Source organism: Microbispora sp. ATCC PTA-5024, from assembly GCF_000511135.2.
GTDB classification, from domain to species: Bacteria; Actinomycetota; Actinomycetes; order Streptosporangiales; family Streptosporangiaceae; genus Microbispora; species Microbispora corallina.
The window spans coordinates 1,351,592-1,369,193 of record NZ_KI866522.1; the positions used below are offsets into that span (position 1 = coordinate 1,351,592).

General features: G+C 73.8%; 17 protein-coding genes. 13 read left to right on the plus strand and 4 right to left on the minus strand.

Annotated elements, in window-relative coordinates; all coding sequences use genetic code 11:
- Together MPTA5024_RS06105 and MPTA5024_RS06110 are read right to left on the minus strand one after the other, a co-directional pair.
- A partial coding sequence (locus MPTA5024_RS06105) for a sensor histidine kinase (RefSeq protein WP_198166964.1) occupies positions 1-1,448 on the minus strand: 1,448 nt, incomplete at its 3' end.
- A gap of 301 nt (positions 1,449-1,749) precedes the next feature.
- Complete coding sequence (locus MPTA5024_RS06110; protein WP_036320632.1) at positions 1,750-2,643, minus strand: PhzF family phenazine biosynthesis protein; 894 nt, start codon at positions 2,641-2,643, stop codon at positions 1,750-1,752.
- Positions 2,644-2,785: 142 nt separating this feature from the next.
- Between MPTA5024_RS06110 and MPTA5024_RS06115 the strand changes: the two genes are divergently transcribed.
- The 6 genes from MPTA5024_RS06115 (at position 2,786) to MPTA5024_RS06140 (ending at position 9,044) form a co-directional block, all read left to right on the plus strand.
- Positions 2,786-3,193, plus strand: a complete 408-nt coding sequence (locus tag MPTA5024_RS06115; RefSeq protein WP_036320634.1) for a hypothetical protein — start codon at positions 2,786-2,788, stop codon at positions 3,191-3,193.
- A 201-nt stretch (positions 3,194-3,394) separates the two neighbouring features.
- Positions 3,395-5,836, plus strand: a complete 2,442-nt coding sequence (locus MPTA5024_RS06120; protein ID WP_036320636.1) for a M14 family metallopeptidase — start codon at positions 3,395-3,397, stop codon at positions 5,834-5,836.
- 171 nt (positions 5,837-6,007) lie between these two features.
- Positions 6,008-7,168: a thiolase family protein gene (locus MPTA5024_RS06125; RefSeq protein WP_036320638.1), complete on the plus strand. Its 1,161-nt coding sequence runs from the start codon at positions 6,008-6,010 to the stop codon at positions 7,166-7,168.
- Positions 7,169-7,179: 11 nt separating this feature from the next.
- Positions 7,180-7,575, plus strand: coding sequence for a Zn-ribbon domain-containing OB-fold protein (locus MPTA5024_RS06130; protein WP_036320640.1), 396 nt, complete (start codon positions 7,180-7,182; stop codon positions 7,573-7,575).
- A 110-nt stretch (positions 7,576-7,685) separates the two neighbouring features.
- Entirely contained in the window at positions 7,686-8,564 is an 879-nt protein-coding gene (locus tag MPTA5024_RS06135; RefSeq protein WP_036320642.1) for a TIGR03619 family F420-dependent LLM class oxidoreductase, read from the plus strand.
- A 30-nt stretch (positions 8,565-8,594) separates the two neighbouring features.
- Positions 8,595-9,044, plus strand: a complete 450-nt coding sequence (locus MPTA5024_RS06140) for a nuclear transport factor 2 family protein (RefSeq protein WP_036320645.1) — start codon at positions 8,595-8,597, stop codon at positions 9,042-9,044.
- 22 nt (positions 9,045-9,066) lie between these two features.
- Here the strand turns inward: MPTA5024_RS06140 and MPTA5024_RS06145 are convergent, their stop codons facing one another.
- On the minus strand, positions 9,067-10,011 hold the full coding sequence (locus MPTA5024_RS06145; protein ID WP_036320648.1) for a Gfo/Idh/MocA family protein: 945 nt from the start codon (positions 10,009-10,011) through the stop codon (positions 9,067-9,069).
- Positions 10,012-10,129: 118 nt separating this feature from the next.
- Between MPTA5024_RS06145 and MPTA5024_RS06150 the strand changes: the two genes are divergently transcribed.
- The 6 genes from MPTA5024_RS06150 (at position 10,130) to MPTA5024_RS06170 (ending at position 15,009) form a co-directional block, all read left to right on the plus strand.
- Positions 10,130-11,044: a S1C family serine protease gene (locus tag MPTA5024_RS06150; RefSeq protein WP_036320650.1), complete on the plus strand. Its 915-nt coding sequence runs from the start codon at positions 10,130-10,132 to the stop codon at positions 11,042-11,044.
- A 54-nt stretch (positions 11,045-11,098) separates the two neighbouring features.
- A complete protein-coding gene (locus MPTA5024_RS06155) occupies positions 11,099-11,677 on the plus strand; it encodes an NADAR family protein (RefSeq protein WP_036320652.1) in 579 nt (192 codons plus the stop codon).
- A 201-nt stretch (positions 11,678-11,878) separates the two neighbouring features.
- Positions 11,879-12,439, plus strand: coding sequence for a WYL domain-containing protein (locus tag MPTA5024_RS39315; protein ID WP_232326425.1), 561 nt, complete (start codon positions 11,879-11,881; stop codon positions 12,437-12,439).
- 96 nt (positions 12,440-12,535) lie between these two features.
- Positions 12,536-13,537: a sensor histidine kinase gene (locus tag MPTA5024_RS06160; RefSeq protein WP_157099303.1), complete on the plus strand. Its 1,002-nt coding sequence runs from the start codon at positions 12,536-12,538 to the stop codon at positions 13,535-13,537.
- Positions 13,538-13,573: 36 nt separating this feature from the next.
- On the plus strand, positions 13,574-14,155 hold the full coding sequence (locus MPTA5024_RS06165) for a TetR/AcrR family transcriptional regulator (RefSeq protein WP_036320655.1): 582 nt from the start codon (positions 13,574-13,576) through the stop codon (positions 14,153-14,155).
- Positions 14,156-14,250: 95 nt separating this feature from the next.
- Entirely contained in the window at positions 14,251-15,009 is a 759-nt protein-coding gene (locus MPTA5024_RS06170; RefSeq protein ID WP_036320658.1) for an SDR family NAD(P)-dependent oxidoreductase, read from the plus strand.
- 108 nt (positions 15,010-15,117) lie between these two features.
- Here the strand turns inward: MPTA5024_RS06170 and MPTA5024_RS06175 are convergent, their stop codons facing one another.
- Entirely contained in the window at positions 15,118-16,761 is a 1,644-nt protein-coding gene (locus tag MPTA5024_RS06175) for an amidohydrolase family protein (protein WP_036320661.1), read from the minus strand.
- Positions 16,762-16,815: 54 nt separating this feature from the next.
- Here MPTA5024_RS06175 and MPTA5024_RS06180 point away from each other — a divergent pair, with 54 nt between their 5' ends.
- Complete coding sequence (locus MPTA5024_RS06180) at positions 16,816-17,598, plus strand: MerR family transcriptional regulator (protein WP_051457754.1); 783 nt, start codon at positions 16,816-16,818, stop codon at positions 17,596-17,598.
- Positions 17,599-17,602: the final 4 nt, after the last annotated feature.

The window sequence follows — 17,602 nt, forward strand, 5'->3', positions numbered from 1 at the left end:
CGGGCGCCGCCGCGCCGCCCGCCGTCGCCGTCGCGCCCCTCCTGGCCCTCGGGAGCCGCCTCCGCCGGGGGCGGCGGGCCGGCGTCGAGCAGCGGGAGCCGGAGGACGAAGCGGGCGCCCCGCGGGGAGTCCTCGATCGTCAGGGCGCCGTCGTGGGCCCGGGCGATCGCGCGGCTGATGGCGAGGCCGAGCCCGCTGCCCTTCGGGTCCCGGCGGCGTCCGTCCTGCAGCCGCACGAACGGCTCGAACACGCGCTCCCGGTCGCGGGGGGCGATGCCGTCGCCGTCGTCGGTCACGGCCACGACGGCGTGGCCGCCCGACCTCCGTACCGTGACCTCGACGGACGTCGCCGCGTGCCGCTGCGCGTTGACCATCAGGTTGCTCACCACGGCGGCGAGCTGGATGTGGTTGCCGCGCACCCGGACGCCGGGTTCCGCGTCGGCCCGCACCGGCACCCCCGTCGCCCGGGCGACCACCTCGTCCCGTACGAGCCGGGTCAGGTCGACGGGGACCGGCCCCTCCGGCGACACGTTGCGGACGCGGGCGAAGACCAGCATGTCGTCGATGATCGCGCGCAGCCGGGTGGCGGTGGACAGCGCCGACCTGATCGTCTCGTCGCGGTCGACCTGGCCCGGGTACAGCAGGGCCTCCTCCAACTGGGTCTGGAGGCCGGCGACGGGGTTCTTGAGCTCGTGGGAGACCATCGAGGCGAAGTGCCGCTGGTAGGCGACGGACTCCTCCAGCTGGGCGAGGGTCCGGTTGGCGGTGCGGGCGAGCAGGCCGATCTCGTCGTCGGAGCGCGGCTCGGGCACCCGCAGGCTCAGGTCGCTGACGGTGATCTCGGCGATCCTCGACCGGATGGCGGCGACGGGCCGGAGCGTGCGGCCCACCAGGAGCCAGGTCGTGAGCGCCACGAGGCCGACGCCGACCAGGACGAGTCCCGCGGTGACGAGCTCGAGCTCGCGCGTCGCCAGGACCGGCGGCTGCCGCATGGCCGCGTAGACCACGTGGGTCTCGCCACCCCACAGCAGCCCGACCTCCTGGGGGAAGATCCGGACGGCCGTGAGCATGAGACATCCGGTTCCGGGGGAACACCGCGTCCCGCTCTGGATGCGGTCGTCCGTGGGGGGCAGCAGCGTGCTCAGCGGGGGCCTGCCCGCCGCGGCCTCGCTGGCGGCCACGACGCGCTGACGGGAGTCGACGAGCTGGAGGAGGTCGATACGCGGGGTGGTGATCGGAGGCGGGATGCGGTCGGGCCGCATCGAGGCGATCCAGTCCGTGGCGACGCGGCCCGTCTCCTTGTAGATGTGATCCTCGATCATGTTCCGGATCATGGAGTCGAGCCCGGCTCCGATCACGGTGAGGGCCACCAGCGCGAGCGCCGCCGCGGCGACGGTGAAGCGGGCGCGGATCGAGCGCGGCAGGAGTGCTGACAAGGGGCCTCTCACGGTGCGCCCTCCCTCCATCCGTCCATTTTGGGGCAAATGAACAGGTCAAAGCCTATGCAAGGGGAAGACCGGGAACCCATTGCCGAGACCCGGCCAGGCCATAGCCGAACCAAAACCTTGCACGCCCATGACCCGCGGAGGCGGTCGTGCACACCCCGAGAGGCCACGCCCCCGCCCCCGGGGACCGGGACCGGGTGACCCGTGCCGCGGTGACCGGTGCCGCGGGCCGGGCGCGCCGGAACCACGCCGGTGGGGCCACGCCGGCCGGGGCAGGACTCCCCACCCGGGGCCGGCTCTGAGGTCAGTGCGAGCCGGAGCCGCCGCCGACCGGAACCCGCACCGCCGCGCCGGAGACCCGGACCCCGGCGTCCCCGTCCCGCAACTCCACCCGCAGCAGGCCGGGCCGTCCCATGTCGACCCCTTGACGCAGGGTCAGCACGGCACCGGGACCGGCCTCGCCGAGGTCCCGCAGATACGCGCCGAAGGCGGCCGCGGCGGCCCCGGTGGCGGGATCCTCCACCACCCCGCCGACGGGGAACGGATCACGCACCTGGAAGGTGTCGGCGGATTCCCGGAACACCAGGTGCACAGTGATGAGATCCCGGTCGGTCATGTACCGCACCAGTCCTGGGAAGTCGTAGTCCAGGTCGGCCAGGCGCTCCCGGGTGGCTGCGGCCAGGATCAGGTGGCGCGATCCCGCGAAGGCGATCCGCGGAGGCAGTCCGGGATCGAGCTCGTCCGCCCGCCACCCCAGCGCGTCGAGGGCCTGGGCCACGTCGGGCTCGCCGACCTGCTCGACGTAGGGGGGCACGCTGGTCAGGGTCGCCCACAGGACGCCGTCACCGTCGGCCGCCACCTCGATGGGCACGACCCCGGCCCGGGTCTGGAAGACCAGGAGGCCCGGGCCGATCCGATCCGCGATCGCGACGGCCGAAGCCACCGTGGCGTGCCCGCAGAACGGCACCTCCCTCTTGGGGCTGAAGTAGCGGACGGCGAACGCCCGGCCGGCTTCGCCGGGCTCCGCCGGGGCCTCGGTCAGGAAGGCCGTCTCCGAATAGCCCACCTCGGCGGCGACGGCGAGCATGGCCGCGTCGTCCAGTCCGGGGGCGTCGAGGACCACCCCGGCCAGGTTGCCGCCGGCGGGATCGGTGGTGAAGGCCGCGTAGTGCAGGACGTCGATGGCTGGGGTCCGCATGTCCCGTGCAACGGCAACGAGCAGGTCCGTGTTCCGGAAATCCGCTCATCGAGGAAGCCGGGCCGGACGAGACGGCCGCGGGCCGCGGCGGGAGTTCCCTTCCCCCTTGCCGCTCCCCGGTGAAACCAGTATCACTGGTTACATGTCCGCCACACCGGGTCTCACCAAGGACGCGGGATGGGAGCTCGGCGTTCGCCGAACGGTCCCGGTCCCGCTCGACGCCGTCTGGGACTACCTCCTGGGCGATGGACTGGCGCTGTGGCTGGGCGCCGCCGAACTGGGCACGCGCAAGGGCGACGCCTACGTCACCGGCCAGGGCGTGCGCGGGGAGCTGCGCAGCCGCACCGAGCGGGTCCGCGTGCGCCTCACCTGGCGTCCGCCGGACTCGACGCACGACTCCACGCTGCAGATCACGGTGTCGCCCGCGGCGACGGGCACGACGATCGGCATCCACCAGGAACGGCTGGCGAGCGCGTTCGAGCGGGAACTCATGCTCGCCCACTGGCGGGAGGTCGCCGAGCGGATCGCCGTGGCGCTGTCCCCGGGATGACACGAGGCCGCCCTTCGTGACGGTCGTGCGCAAAATCCCTTCGATGGCGCCTAGATCAGGATGTAACTGAAAGATCCCGAAATCAGGTGGTATGACGCCTTGACGATCATTTGGCGTTGATTGACACTGCCTCCAACTCGCGTGATCAACGGCCGGTCGACCTCCCCCGCCCGGCCGGGCACGCCGACTGGAGGAAACTCGATGAGGAGCTCTCCCAGAAGAGCCAGGCGCCTGGCGGCGGTCCTCGCGCTGCCGCTGGCGATCACCCTGAACGCCCTTCCGGTGCTCGCCGCCCCTTCTCCGCAACCGAGCGAGATCGCCCCCGACCGACCGTCCAGCACCGCCCAGAACGGCGTGGCCCTCATGCGGGTCGTCGTCCCCGACCAGGCCGCCGTGGACCGGCTCGCCGCGCTCGGGGTCGACCTGGCCGAGTACACCAAGCCGGTGGACGGCGGCATCGAGGTGCACGCCGTGCTGAGCCCCGAGGAGACCCGCGACCTGCGGGACAAGGGCTTCGACGTCCGGGACGCGATCTCCGACCAGAGCGACTACGCCGCCAACACGGCCGAGCGGAGGCAGGCCCTCGCGTCGGCGTCCGCGGACGCGGCGGAGACCGACACGCTGACCCCGCTGCGCGCGGAGTGGTTCACCAGCCTCGACGGCGGGCGCTTCCTGTCGGTGGAGGTGAAGACGAGCGCCACCGACGCGGAGACCGTGCTCACCGCCACCTGGGACAGCGGTCCCGGCACGGCTCCCGGCTCGGGCGGCTCGGCGACGATGTCGCGCTTCACCGACGCCGGGCAGTACATGTACCACCGCTTCAACACGCCGCTGCCGGTCGACCAGACCCCGGCGAAGGTCACCGTGACCAGCAGCCGGGGCGGCTCGGTCACCGTCCCGGTGACGAAGTGGCTCGGCGAGCCGCGCAAGGCCCCCGGCGCGCACTACGTGCAGGACTTCGTGGACCACTACATGGACCCGACGGAGGTCACCGGCCGGATCACGGCGCTGGCCAAGGAGTTTCCCGCGATCTCTCAGATCGTCGACCTGCCGTACAAGACGAACGGCTACCGCCGGGCGGCGCAGGCGCAGTTCGGCACGGCGGCCGCGAGCACGTTCTACGTGACCTCCAAGGCGTACGGCGCCGAGGGCGGCAACGAGGTCAGCGTGGCGCTGGCGCGCCCGTCCACGGCCTCGGCTCCGCTGTCGGTCGCGGTGAACGGCAAGGCCGTGACGGTCGGCCTGGCCACCGACGCGTCCGGCGCGGTCGCGAGCACCGCCGCCCAGGTCGTGGCCGCGCTCAACGGGGACTCCGCCGCGTCGGCCCTGCTGACCGCCGCCACCTACCGCGGCAACGCCGGGGCCGGGGTGGTGGCCGAGGCCCCCGCGACGAGCCTCACCGACAACCTCAAGGCGCCGGCCACGGTGTCGCGGCAGCCGTTCCAGATGAAGGTCCTGCGGATCGGCAAGCACCGGGACGGCTCCAGGACGGGCGTCTTCCTGTACTGCCAGGAGCACGCCCGCGAGTGGGTGACTCCGATCACCTGCGTGGAGACCGCGGAGCGGCTGCTGCGCAACTACGACAAGGACGCCGCCACCCGCAAGCTCGTCGACAACCTCGACATCTTCATCCTGCCGACCGTGAACCCCGACGGCGGCCACTACTCGATGTACGACTACAACATGCAGCGCCGCAACATGACGAACTACTGCCCCGCGGCGAACGGGGACCCGGCGCGGCGCAACTCGTGGGGCGTCGACCTCAACCGCAACTTCACCGTGGGCTCGGTGTTCGACGGCTACACGGGCGCGTCGACGAGCTGCACGAGCGACACCTTCGGCGGCCCGGCCGAGCTGTCGGAGCCGGAGACCCGCAACGAGGTGTGGCTGACCGACACGTTCCGCAACATCAAGTTCGCCATGAACACGCACTCGTACGGCGGCTACTTCATGTGGCCCCCGGGGGCGTACAAGACCGCCGGGCGCGAGGTGCTGCCGCGGGCCGACTTCGGCACCGAGAACTACTTCTGGGACGCCTCCGGCCACATCCTGTCCGCCGTCCAGGCGTGGCGCGGCACGGCCATCTGGCCGGGGCGCACCGGCCCGGTGACGGACGTGCTCTACTCGGCGGCCGGCAACAGCGCCGACGAGCACTGGTACAACCGGGGCATCATCGGCTGGGACTTCGAGGTCGGCGCCGACGTCTACGACCCGGCCACCAAGCAGTACCAGGCGGTCGGCTTCCAGCCCCCGTTCAGCGAGGGCCACGAGGAGGCGATGGAGTTCGCCAACGGGCAGATCGCCATCCTGGAGGTCGCCCGGGCGTACGCGGACGACCACGACCGACCCGACTCGCGCCTCGAGGTGACCGGCAGGACCGCCACCTCGGCCACGTTCACCTTCTCCACCGACGAGCCGGCGAACGTGTACTACACGCTCGACGGCAGCCGGCCGACGCTGAGCTCGCCCAAGCTGGCCGCCGCCGGCATGCGGGAGGGCGCCCAGAAGATCACCGTGGACAGGACCACCGAGGTGCACTGGTTCTCGGTGGACATCGCGGGCAACGTCGAGAAGAACTACAAGCCGGACGGCAACGGCAAGAACTACGACAAGGAGACCGTCCAGGTCGGCGACGCCCGCTGACCGTTAGCCCGAGGCCGCCGGCTCCCCCGGCCGGCGGCCTCGTCCCGCGGCACGCCGCCGTCCCGGACAGGTGAGCGCCGGTGCGGCGGGCACGATGACCCTGACGACGTCGCCGACGAGGGTCACGACGATCACGAGGACCGGCACGACGACGGGGAACGGGAGGGCACGATGAACCGCGCACCGGTCATCGCGGGGCTCGGCATCACGGAGATGGGCAAGGTCTACGGCCGCACCGCTCCCGAATTCGCGGCCGAGGCCGTGCGGCTGGCGGCCGCCGACGCGGGGCTGGAGCTCGGCGAGGTGGACGGCCTGCTGACCAACACCGGGCTCAGCCGCGACGTGGGACTCGGCCTGCAGCGCGACCTCGGGCTGCGCGACCTGCGGCTGCTGTCTGAGGTCCAGGCGTACGGGTCCTCGGCGGGCGCCATGGTGCAGTACGCCTCGATGGCCGTCTCCTGCGGCATGGCCGACGCCGTGGCCTGCGTCTTCGCCGACGCCCCGCTCAAGGAGAGGAGCCCGGGCGGGTCCGCGTACGCGTCGGCGGGCCGGGCGCCCAAGGGCTGGCAGGGGCTGGCCGCCGCCTCGGGCATCTCCAGCGCCACCACGATGTACGCGCTGGCCGCCCGCCGGCACATGACGACGTACGGCACGACCAGCGAGCAGCTCGGCGCGATCGCGGTGGCGCAGCGCGCCTGGGCGGCGCGGAACCCGCTGGCGCAGCTGCGCGAGCCGATCACCCTCGCCGACCACCAGGCATCCCGGTGGATCACCGAGCCGTTCCACCTGCTGGACTGCTGCCTCGTCAGCAACGGCGGCGTCGCCGTGATCGTGACCTCGGCCGACCGGGCCGCCCACCTGCGGCAGCCCCCGGTCCACGTACTCGGATGGGCGCAGGCCCACCCGGGTCACGTCATGGGGCGCGGCAGCGACTTCGGCCTCGTCAGCGGGGCGGCGATCTCCGGCCCCGCGGCCCTGAAGATGGCCGGCGTGACGCTGTCCGACGTCGGCGTGGCGGAGCTGTACGACTGCTACACCTACACCGTGCTGATCAGCCTGGAGGACTACGGCTTCTGCGCCAAGGGCGAGGGCGGCGACTTCGTGACGAGCGGCGTGCTCGGCCCGGAGGGCTCGCTCGCCGTGAACACCGGCGGCGGCCAGCTGTCCTCCTACTACATGTGGGGCATGACGCCGCTGTCGGAGGCCGTCATCCAGGCCCGCGGCCAGGGCGGCGACCGCCAGGCGGCCAGGAACGACGTCGTCCTGGTGAGCGGGAACGGCGGCGTCCTCGACCACCACTCCACCCTCGTCCTCAGCCCGCGCGCGCGTTAGGAGCAGCCGAGATGCCCGTGGGAATCGTCCGCCGCGACGCCGCCTCCGCCGCCTTCTTCGACGGCGCCGCGCGTGGCGAGCTGCTCGTCCGGCGGTGCGCGTCGTGCGGCGGCTTCAGCGCGCCGCAGGCCCGCTGCTGCGCCCACTGCGGGACGCCCGAGCCGGAGTGGGCGCCGTCGGCGGGCGCCGGAAGCGTGGTCACCTGGGCGGTGGTGCACGGCCGCCCGGACGGCGGTGAGGCCGCCCCGCGGACGGTCGTCGCCGTCGTGGAGCTCGACGAGGGCCCGTGGATCCAGGCCCAGCTCACCGGCGTCGCGCCGGAGGAGGTGCCCGCCGGGCTGCGCGTCCGCGCCGGCTTCGAACACCCGGACGGGGGCGAGGCAGTCCCCGTCTTCCACCCGGCCTGACGCGCCGGGCGCGTCCGTGCCGCCGCGCCACACGGCGGCGGCGCGCCTCCGGTGTCCCACTCGGCCGGAACGGGGCTTGCGGGTAGAACAGGTTCTCGTACGCTCGGAGGATGCGGTTCACCTATGCCGAGGCCATGACGGACCCGGCGTACCACCTCCCTCTGGCCAGGGCCGCCGAGGCGGCAGGCTACGCGGGCTTCAGCGTGGCCGACTCCCTCGTCTACCCGAAGGACTCGGGCACGAGCTACCCGTACACGCCGGACGGCGACCGCGGGTTCCTCGAGGACAAGAGCTTCGTCGAGACGTTCGTCCTGATCGCGGCCATGGGGGCGGTGACCTCCACGATCCGGTTCACGCCGTTCGTGCTCAAGCTGCCGGTGCGGCCGCCGGTGCTGGTGGCCAAGCAGGCCGCCTCGATCGCGTACCTGACCGGCAACCGGCTGACGCTCGGGGTCGGCCTGAGCCCGTGGCCGGAGGACTTCGCGGCGATGGGCGTCCCCTGGCCGCGGCGCGGCAGGCGGATGGACGAGGCCATCGAGGTGGTCCGCGGGCTGACGAGCGGCGGCTACTTCGAGTACCACGGCGAGTTCTACGACCTGCCGCCGGTGAAGATGTCGCCGGTGCCCACCGAGCCGATCCCGATCCTCGTGGGCGGGCACAGCGACGCGGCGCTGCGCCGGGCCGCCCGGATGGGCGACGGCTGGATGCACGGGGGAGGCGACCCGGCGGAGCTGGACGCCCTGCTCTCCCGGCTGGCGGCCCTGCGCGCCGAGGAGGGCACGGCCGGCCGGCCGTTCGAGATCCACGTGATCTCACCTGACGCGTACAGCGTGGACGGGGTGCGGCGGCTGGCGGACAAGGGCGTGACCGACCTGATCGTGGGCTTCCGGTGGCCGTACGCCAAGGGACCGGACACCCAGCCGCTGGCCCGCAAGATCGAGCTGCTGGAGCGCTTCGCGGAGTCGGTGATCGCGAAGGTCTCCCCTTGACCCCGAAGTAGAACGCGTTACAGTCCGGGTATGACCGCCGCCGTCACGTGGCTCGCGCCGGACGCCGACCACCCGGCGCGGTGGGCGGCACGGTTGTCCATGGCCGCGGTCGCCGAGGGACGCCGGGACGACTGGCTCGCCCTGTTCGCCCCGGACGCCCTCGTCGAGGACCCCGTCGGCCCCTCGATGCTCGACCCGGACGGGGCGGGGCACCGGGGGCGCGACGGGATCGGGAGGTTCTGGGACGCGAACATGGCGGCGGCCCGGGGGTTCCGCTTCCGCGTCACGGACTCCTTCGCCAACGGGCCCTGCTGCGCCAACGTCACCGCGATCACCGTCCTGTTCGGGGGCGGAGCGGCCATGACCGTGGACTGCGTGATCGTCTACACCGTGAATGCCGGAGGACTGATCACGTCGCTGCGCGCCCACTGGGAGCCGGACCGGGCGGCCGCCACGATGACCGCCCGCCGGCCGGAGTAGATCAGGCCCCTCGTCACAAGGCTCAGGCGTGGGAGTGGTGGAGCGCGATGAGGGTCGCCGTGGTGTCGAAGCCGAGCACGGGGTCGGGACGGCCGGAGAGCAGGCTCTCGTACAGCGGCCGGTAGTGGGCGACCTTCCGCGGGGTCCGGCCGTCGTCGCCGTGGGAGGTGAGCAGCTCGCGGCCGCGCGCGGCGAAGCCGGTCATCGCCGTGTGGTCCATCCAGACCTCCACCCCGGAACGGCCCAGGACGAGGACGGTCTCCTTGCTGCTGGATCCGGTGAGCCAGCTCGTGCGCAGCCGGGCCGTGCCCCGCTCGCCCCGGGACCGGTACTCGCACGTGCACCAGGCGCTCGCGCCGCCGTCCAGGTCGTACGCGGAGCTGAGCCCGGCGAGGTCGACGAAGCGGGCGAGCATGCTGAGCTGGTTCACCCCGGAGTCCGTCCAGGCCGAGCCGTACGAGGCGAAGGCCTGCTCGCCCCGCTGGACGTACGGGTCGTGGAACGCCGAGGTGATGCTCGTGATCGGACCCCACTCGGGGTGTTCGGCGATCTGCCGCTCGGCCCAGCGCACCTCCGGGGAGAACGCGAAGTGGTGCGCGGTGAAGACGCGGTCGCGGACCCCGGCGGTCTCGTCCAGCGCCCGCAGCCGGTCGAGGGACGCGAGGTCGTGGACGAGGGGCTTCTCCACGAGCACCCGGGCGGTGGACGTCGTGAGGGCCCGTACGGTCAGGTCCGCGTGGGTCGCCGTCGGGGTGGCGATCACGACCAGGTCCGGATCGTGCGCGGCGAGGGCCTCGGCGAGGTCGCCGTAGTGAGGCGGCGTTGACCCGCGGAAGTCCGGCGGCCCGGCCCGCCCGGGGTCGGCAGTGAACTCCAGTGACACGTCGGCGCGCTCGGCCAGCACCTCGAGATGGGTCCGCGCGATGATCCCCAGCCCCGCCAGGCCGACCCGTACGAGGTCGCTCATCGTGCTCCGCCCTCCCCTGTACGCCGGTCCGCCGACTCAGGATAGTCGGCCACGGAATACCTTTCCCTTCGGGAGCGCTTGCGCTGTAATCAAGTAAGCATCCACGTAGGGGGGCTTCATGGCGCTCGACGCGTACTCCCACATCGTGTCCTCGGTCGCGGCCGAGCTCACGCCGAAGGTCGCCGCCCTCAGGACCCGCAGGGGAAGCGGGTCGGCGGTCGTCTTCACCGCCGACGGGTTCCTCCTCACCAACGCGCACGTCGTGGGCGAGGCCACGCGCGGCGCGGCGGCCTTCTCCGACGGCACGTCGGCCGACTTCTCCGTCGTCGGCTCCGACCCGCTGTCGGACCTCGCCGTGGTCCGGGCGCTCGGCGCCACTCCCCCGCCCGCGGTGCTCGGCGACAGCGACGGGCTCGTGGTGGGACAGCTCGTCGTGGCCGTCGGCAACCCGCTCGGCCTCGCCGGGTCCGTCACGGCCGGAGTCGTCTCCGCCTTGGGACGGTCGCTGCCCGCCCGGATCGGCTCCGCGACGCGCCTCATCGAGGACGTCATCCAGACCGACGCCGCGCTCAACCCGGGCAACTCGGGAGGCGCGCTCGCCGACGCGGAGGGCCGGGTCGTGGGGATCAACACCGCCGTCGCGGGCGTCGGGCTCGGGCTGGCGGTGCCGATCAACACGACGACGCGTTCGATCATCGCCACGCTGATGAACGAGGGGCGGGTCCGGCGCGCCTACCTGGGCCTGGTGACCGCCCCGGCGCCGCTGCCGCCGGCGCTCCAGGAGCGCGAGGGCCGGCGGAACGCGCTGCGGGTGGTCGAAGTCGTGCCCGGCTCGCCGGCGGCGAAGGCGGGCCTGCGGGTGAACGACCTGGTGCTGACGGCCGGGGGCGAGCCGGTGGGCGACGCCCAGGGCCTCCAGCGGCTGCTGTTCGCCGAGGCCATCGGCCGGCGGCTGCCCATCACGGTCTTCCGCAACGGCGCCCTGGTCGACGTCATCACCGAGCCGGTCGAGCTCGGCCTCTCCTCGATCTGACCCCGCCCGGAAACCGGTTGGTGCGTCCCGGCCCTGCTGTGGCACGGTGGGAGCGTGTCCGATCACGTGGTCCCGCCGGCGCTCCGCAGCGCGGACGAGGCGGTTGCGGCGGAACGGGCGGGCCACGCCCTCCGCTACCTGTACTTCTGGGGCCACCAGCCGGCCCGCGACGGCGGCGTCGGCCCCGGGTGCCTGTCCCAGTGGTGGCCGGCCGCCTTCTCCGAGGACGGCCGCGCCTTCGCCTCGGCCGAGCACTACATGATGGCGCACAAGGCGTGGCTGTTCGGGGACGACGCCACCGCTGAGCGGGTCCTCGCAGCCGGGCACCCCGGCGAGGCCAAGGCGCTCGGCCGCGCCGTACGCGGCTTCGACGAGGACGTGTGGCAGGCCCGCCGCTTCGACATCGTGGTCCGCGGCAACGTCGCCAAGTTCGGCCAGGACGCCGGCCTGCGGGGGTATCTGCTCGCCACCCGGAACCGGGTCCTGGTCGAGGCCAGCCCGTACGACCGCGTCTGGGGCATCGGTCTGGCCGCCGGCGACGAACGGGCGGCGTCCCCGGCGACCTGGCGCGGGCTGAACCTGCTGGGCTTCGCCCTGATGGCGGCCCGCGACCTCCTGACCCCGGTCCCCTGATCGCTCAGCCGGGGCCTCATCGCCCGAGGACCTCCAGGTAGTGCCTGTTGTACATGACACCAAGGACGTTGCCGAACGGGTCGGCCACGCGAGGCGGTGACGAACGCGGGGCCGTGCTCGGTGAGGGGCAGGTACGGCGTCGCCCCCATGGACAGCAGCCGCTCCAGGGCCGCCCGCGCGTCGTCGACGTGCCAGTGGAGGATGGCGCCGCCGGGCGCCCGGGCCGCGTCCGGCGGGGGGCGGCGGGTGGTCACTCGTCGGCGGCGCCCGCACCGACCTCAGCGGCCTGTCGGCGGCGGAGGCGCGGGCCCTGTTCCTGCTCCTCGGCCCGGCCACGGCCGTGTCGGACGAGGTCGGATCGGCGCTGCGCAAGCTCCTCAGGGCGCTGCCGTCGACCTTCCGGGTCGCCGGGGCCGAGCCGACCGACCTGTCCGCCGAGCGCCCGGAGGACTTCGCCCTCGGCGCCGCCTGGCGGCAGGCCGTCGGCGAGGTGGAGGAACGTCGGTCGGGCACCTGGGCCACCGTCCTGATCGGGCCCGGTTCGCGCCGATCCTGCTCGACCGGTTCGGCCGCCATTTCCGCTTCGAGGGCGAGCTCGCCGACGGCCGCGTCCGGGTGCGCGTGGCCGCGCCGGCCCCGCTGGACCTCGCGCGCACCCTCGCCGGCTGGGGCGCCATGATCGAGGTGGTGGAGCCCGAGACGGTCCGGGACGAGCTGGCGCGGATCGGCGCCGAGCTCACGGCCCGCTACTCCTCCCCCTGATCCACGGCCCGCACGGCGTCTGCGTACGGGCAAAGGTCTTGGACCGGGGGACGCGGAAACCGGAGGGCGTGCCTACCATGAGACCCGGGGGGTTCCGTGGGGGATGTCAGGACCAGGCGATCGGGCAGGTGGGCACGCCCGAAGGGCGGTGGCGGCGGGTCGTTCGCCCTGCCCTGCCTGCCCCGCCTGCCCCGCCTGGCCGGGCGCCCGGACGCCGTGGGCGGGCAGGGGCCGCTCCGGTCGAGGTGCCTGCCCGTCCTGCTGGGCCTGACCGTCGCCGTCGCCGTCACCTGCAAGCTCACTGAGCGGCGCACCCGCCGCGTCATGGCCGCGATCAGCACCGCCCTGTCGCACGCCGGCGAGGAGGGGCGGGGAGTCGACCTCGCCGACCGGTCGTACGGCGAGGAGGTCGAGGACCTGCTGACCGCCACCGAGGCGACCCTGGACGTGTGCCGTCGCATGCGCTGGTTCGCCGCCGACCTGTCCCACGAGCTGCGCACGCCGCTCACCGCGCTGCGCACCGAGCTGGAGGAGGCCCAGCTCCATCCCGGGCACGTCGACGTGCCCCGCCTGGTGGACATGGGCCTGCGCAGCATCGAGCGGGCGGACGCCGTGCTCGCCAACATGCTCATGCTGGCCCGGCTCCAGTCGGCCGGCAGCGACCCGGAGCGGTTCGACCTGCTGGAGCTGGTGCGCGAGGAGACCACGTCCGCGATCGGGCACCACGCGGTCCACCTGCGGCCGTCCGAGGCCGTGACGGTCAGCGGGGTGCGTGAGCAGATCCGGCAGGCGCTGGCCAACCTGATCGACAACGCCCAGCGGCACGCCGCCGGCCGGGTGGACGTCGAGGTCCGCCGCGACGACGGCACGGCCTGCCTGATCGTGGACGACGACGGCGACGGGATCGCGGTGGACGACCGCGAGCGCGTGTTCCACCGGTTCACCCGGTTGGACGGCGAGCGCCGCCACGACGAGGGGGGCGCCGGTCTCGGGCTGAGCGTCACCCGGGTGATCGCCGAGGCCCACGGCGGCAGCGTCCAGGTCGAGGACTCCCCTCAGCGAGGCGCCCGGTTCGTGCTGCGCCTGCCCGCCGATTAATTGACCGATCGATCTCGAATAGCTACAGTCCTGCCCGTGGCGAGGACCAAGGAGTTCGATCCCGACGCCGCCCTGGAGCGGGCGCTGGAGCTGTTCTGGGAGCGCGGCTACGAGGCGACGTCGACGGCCGACCTGGTCGAGCATCTGGGCGTGGCGCGGGCCAGCCTGTACGCCACCTTCGGCGGCAAGCACGACCTCTACGTGAAGGCGCTCGACCGGTACACGGAGAGCCGGGACCGCCGGGTCGTGGAGGCCCTCTCCCAGCCCGGTCCCGCGCTCCCCGCCGTCCGCGCCCTGGTCGAGGCGTACGCCGAGGAGTCCGTGCGCGACGAGCGCAGACGCGGCTGCATGGTGGTGAACGCGGCGGTGGAGGTCATGTCCCGCGACCGGGAGGCGGCGCGCCGGGTCGAGGCGAGCTGGGACACCCTGGAGACCGCCCTGACCTCGGCGCTCACCCGGGCCCGGGCCCAGGGCGAGATCCCGGCCGGCCGCGACCCCCGCGCCCTGGCCCGGCTCCTCCTCGTCGTCCTGCAGGGCATGCGCGTCCTCGGCCGGGCGCATCCCGAGCCCGGCCGGCTGCGCGACGCCGCCGAGCAGGCCCTGGCCGCCCTGGACTGAGGACGCGGTCATCACGACCACGTTTTCGTATGCCCGAATACGAGAACGATCGGTCTTAAAAGGTGTGCACCACCCTACGGAGAAGGGAAGACGTCATGACCGCACGTTTCGCCGGGAGGGTGGTCCTCGTCACCGGCGGCGGGTCCGGCATCGGCAGGGCCGCCGCGCGCGCCTTCGCCCGGGAGGGCGCGGCCGTGGTGGTGGCCGGGCGCGGCGCCGGGCCGCTGGAGCGGACCGTCCGGCTCATCGCGGACGAAGGCGGCACGGCGAGCGCCGTGACGGCCGACGTCTCCTCCTCCGCCGACGTCGCCCGGCTCGTCGCGACCACCGTGGAGCGCCACGGAGGGCTGCACGTCGCGTTCAACAACGCGGGAGTCCTGGAGGCCGGACCGCTCGCGGACATGGACGAGGACGCCTGGCACCGCCAGCTCGCCGTGAACCTGACCGGGGTCTTCCTGAGCATGAAGCACGAGATCGCCCACATGCGCGCGGACGGCGGCGGCGTGATCGTCAACACCGCCTCCAACCTGGGCGCGCACATGCGGCTGCCGTTCCTCGGCGCGTACGCGGCCTCGAAGGCGGCGGTGAGCGCGTTGACCCGCGCGGCCGCGAGAGAGTGCATCGGGGCCGGCATCCGGATCAACGCGATCAGCCCGGGCCCCTTCGACACGCGGATGTCCCTGCGGCCCGGGGAGACCGAGGCGGACCGGGCCGAGCGGGTGAAGGGCTCACTGCCGATCGGCCGGGTCGGGACGCTCGACGAGGCGGCCGCCGCGGTGCTCTGGCTCGCGTCCCCCGAGGCCGGCTTCGCCGTCGGCCACGACCTCGTCGTCGACGGAGGCGCCACGGCCTGAGCCGGCCCCCGGCGGAGCGGGCCGCCCGGCAGGCGCGGCACGCCGCGGGGCCCACCGGCGCGCCACGGGGACTGGCCACCGGGGTCAGCTGCGAGGGCGCCGCCGCCGTCAGAGGTCGTACGGGCGCCGGGCCAGTTCGACGTCGTCGAGGTCGAACCACCGGCCCGAGGGGCCTCGATCGGACATGGGGTCGGTCCAGCGCAGCCGGACGCGGCGGGGCCCGACCTCGACGAGGACGGCCTCCCGCCACCGCCCGTCGTCGAGCGTCAGCGCCCACCACGGCTCGGCCAGGACCGACAGCCCAGTCCGGCGGAGGGTGTCGAGCGCCTGCTCGCGGCCGGCGACCTCGCCCAGGGGCGCCCCGAACACGGTCTCCGCCTGCCAGCCGCCCGCGGTGGGGACGACGCGCCCCAGGATCTCGCCGTCGTCCCGGGTGACCTCCTCCGGCGCGGGGATGCCGGGCCAGGCGCGCCGGACGCCCGCCATGATCTTGGCGTTCGACTCCCGGAGCCAGGCGATCCCGGCGCGCTCGGCGGCGCTGCCCGCGTACGCATCGGGGACGACCGGGCGTCCCCCCACCCAGGCGTGGCGCAGCGACGCGGTGGCCGCGATGTCGGTCATCGGGTCTCCCTCGACCATGACGAGGTCGGCCCGGGCGCCCGGTTCGATCCTCCCCCGGTCCGCCAGGCCGAACGTCTCCGCGGCCGCGGCGGTGGCCGCGGTCAGCGCCTCGGCCGGGCGCAGGCCCGCACTCACGAGGTGCCGCAGTTCGAGGTGCAGGCTCGCACCGGCGACCAGCCCCGGGTTGGGCGCGTCCGTACCGGCGAGCACCGTCACCCCCGACTCCAGCAGGGCCAGCAGATTGGCGCGCGCCGCCCCGCCGTCCGGCGGCCGCGGCGGCGTCCACCGCCTGCCCTGGGCGGCCAGCACCCTGCGCCACCGCGGAGTCAGCCGGGCCGCCAACTCCGGCCGGGCCAGCAGCGGCATGACGCCGTCCGCGCCGGGGAAGGCGTCGACGACGCCCAGCGTCGAGATCACCGCCACCCCGGCGTGGGCCACCTCGCGGACCTCGGCGTCCGCCATCCGTTCGAACGGCGTGTGCGCCAGCACGTCCACTCCGCACCGGGTGACGGTGACCGCGCCCGACGCCGTCGAGACGTGCGCCACGACTGGCAGGCCGTGCCGGTGCGCCGCCCGTACGAGCGCCTCCATGGACGGCACGTCCAGCGCCGGGATGTCCAGCATGGCGCCCGAGCCGTCGTCGTACACGATCTTGAGGTGAGTGGCGCCCTCGGCGACGCGGGCCTCGACGAAGGGGTCCGCGTCGTCCGGTCCCGTGACGTACGGCAGGGGCGCGTACGCCAGGGTGGGGTGGCCGTCCGGCGCCGTGGCCCCGATGCTCGACGTGCGCAGGTCCGCGAGGACCGGCCCCTCCCCCCGGGCGGACGCGGCGACGGCGGCCCGCTCGGGCTCGATGACCTCCGGTTTGCTGAACTGGTCGATCAGCGTCGTGACCCCGAAGCACGCGGCGAGCTGGGCGCAGCCCGGCAGCAGGTGGACGTGGGCGTCGACGAGTCCCGGCAGCAGGGTGCCGCCGCGCCCGTCGACCAGGTCGTCGCCGGGGCGGGCGACCGCCGCGCCGCCCACGGCGTCGACGCGTCCGTCCACCACCCGGACGTGGGTCGCCTCGGCGACGCGGCGGCCGTCGAAGACGCGGACGCCGGCGACGGTGAACGCCTCATGGATGCTCATGCGGGCGATCGTAGAAGTTGACGTAACGAGAAGGTCCACCGCTAATCTCCGGGCGTGGAGTACTCCATCAGCCAGGTCGCGCGCATGGCCGGCGTCTCGTCCCGGACCCTGAGGCACTACCACGACATAGGGCTCCTGGCGCCGTCGCGCGTCTCCGGGAACGGCTACCGCTGGTACGGACGCCGGGAGCTGCTGCGGCTCCAGCGCGTCCTGCTGCTGCGCGGGCTCGGCATGCCGCTGGAGGCCGTCGCGAGGACGCTCGACGGTGAGACCGACGAGCTCACGGCCCTGCGCCGCCATCGCGAGCAGGTGGCGGCCGAACGCGAGCGCCTGGACCAGGTCCTCAGCACCATCGACCGCACGATCGCGGCCCTCTCCGGCAGGGCGCCCATCGGCGACGAGGAATTCTTCACCGGCCTGGCGGAAGCCAGGAACCGCTTCCGCGAGGACCTCGCCATCCGGTACGGCGACGGGGCGGGCGGCCACCTGTCCGCCGCCGGACAGGCCACGAGCGGATGGACCCGGGAGGACTACGAGCGGGCCGCGGAGCGCGGACGGCGCCTGTTCGCGAGCATGTCGCGGGCGCGGGAACGCGGCGTGGCCCCCGGCGACCCCGAGGCGCTCGACCTCGTGTCGGAGCATCACCAGGCGATCTGCGCCCTGTGGCCCGCCGATGCAGCGGCCTACCACGCCCTCGGGGACCTCGTCCTCGACAACCCCGAACAGCGCGCCATGGTCGCGAACGTGGATCCGCTCCTTCCGCCCTGGCTGGCGGAGGCCGTCCGGGCGTACGCGGTGCACCGGCTCGGCCACGGGACGCCCGGCTCCCCTACCTGACTTA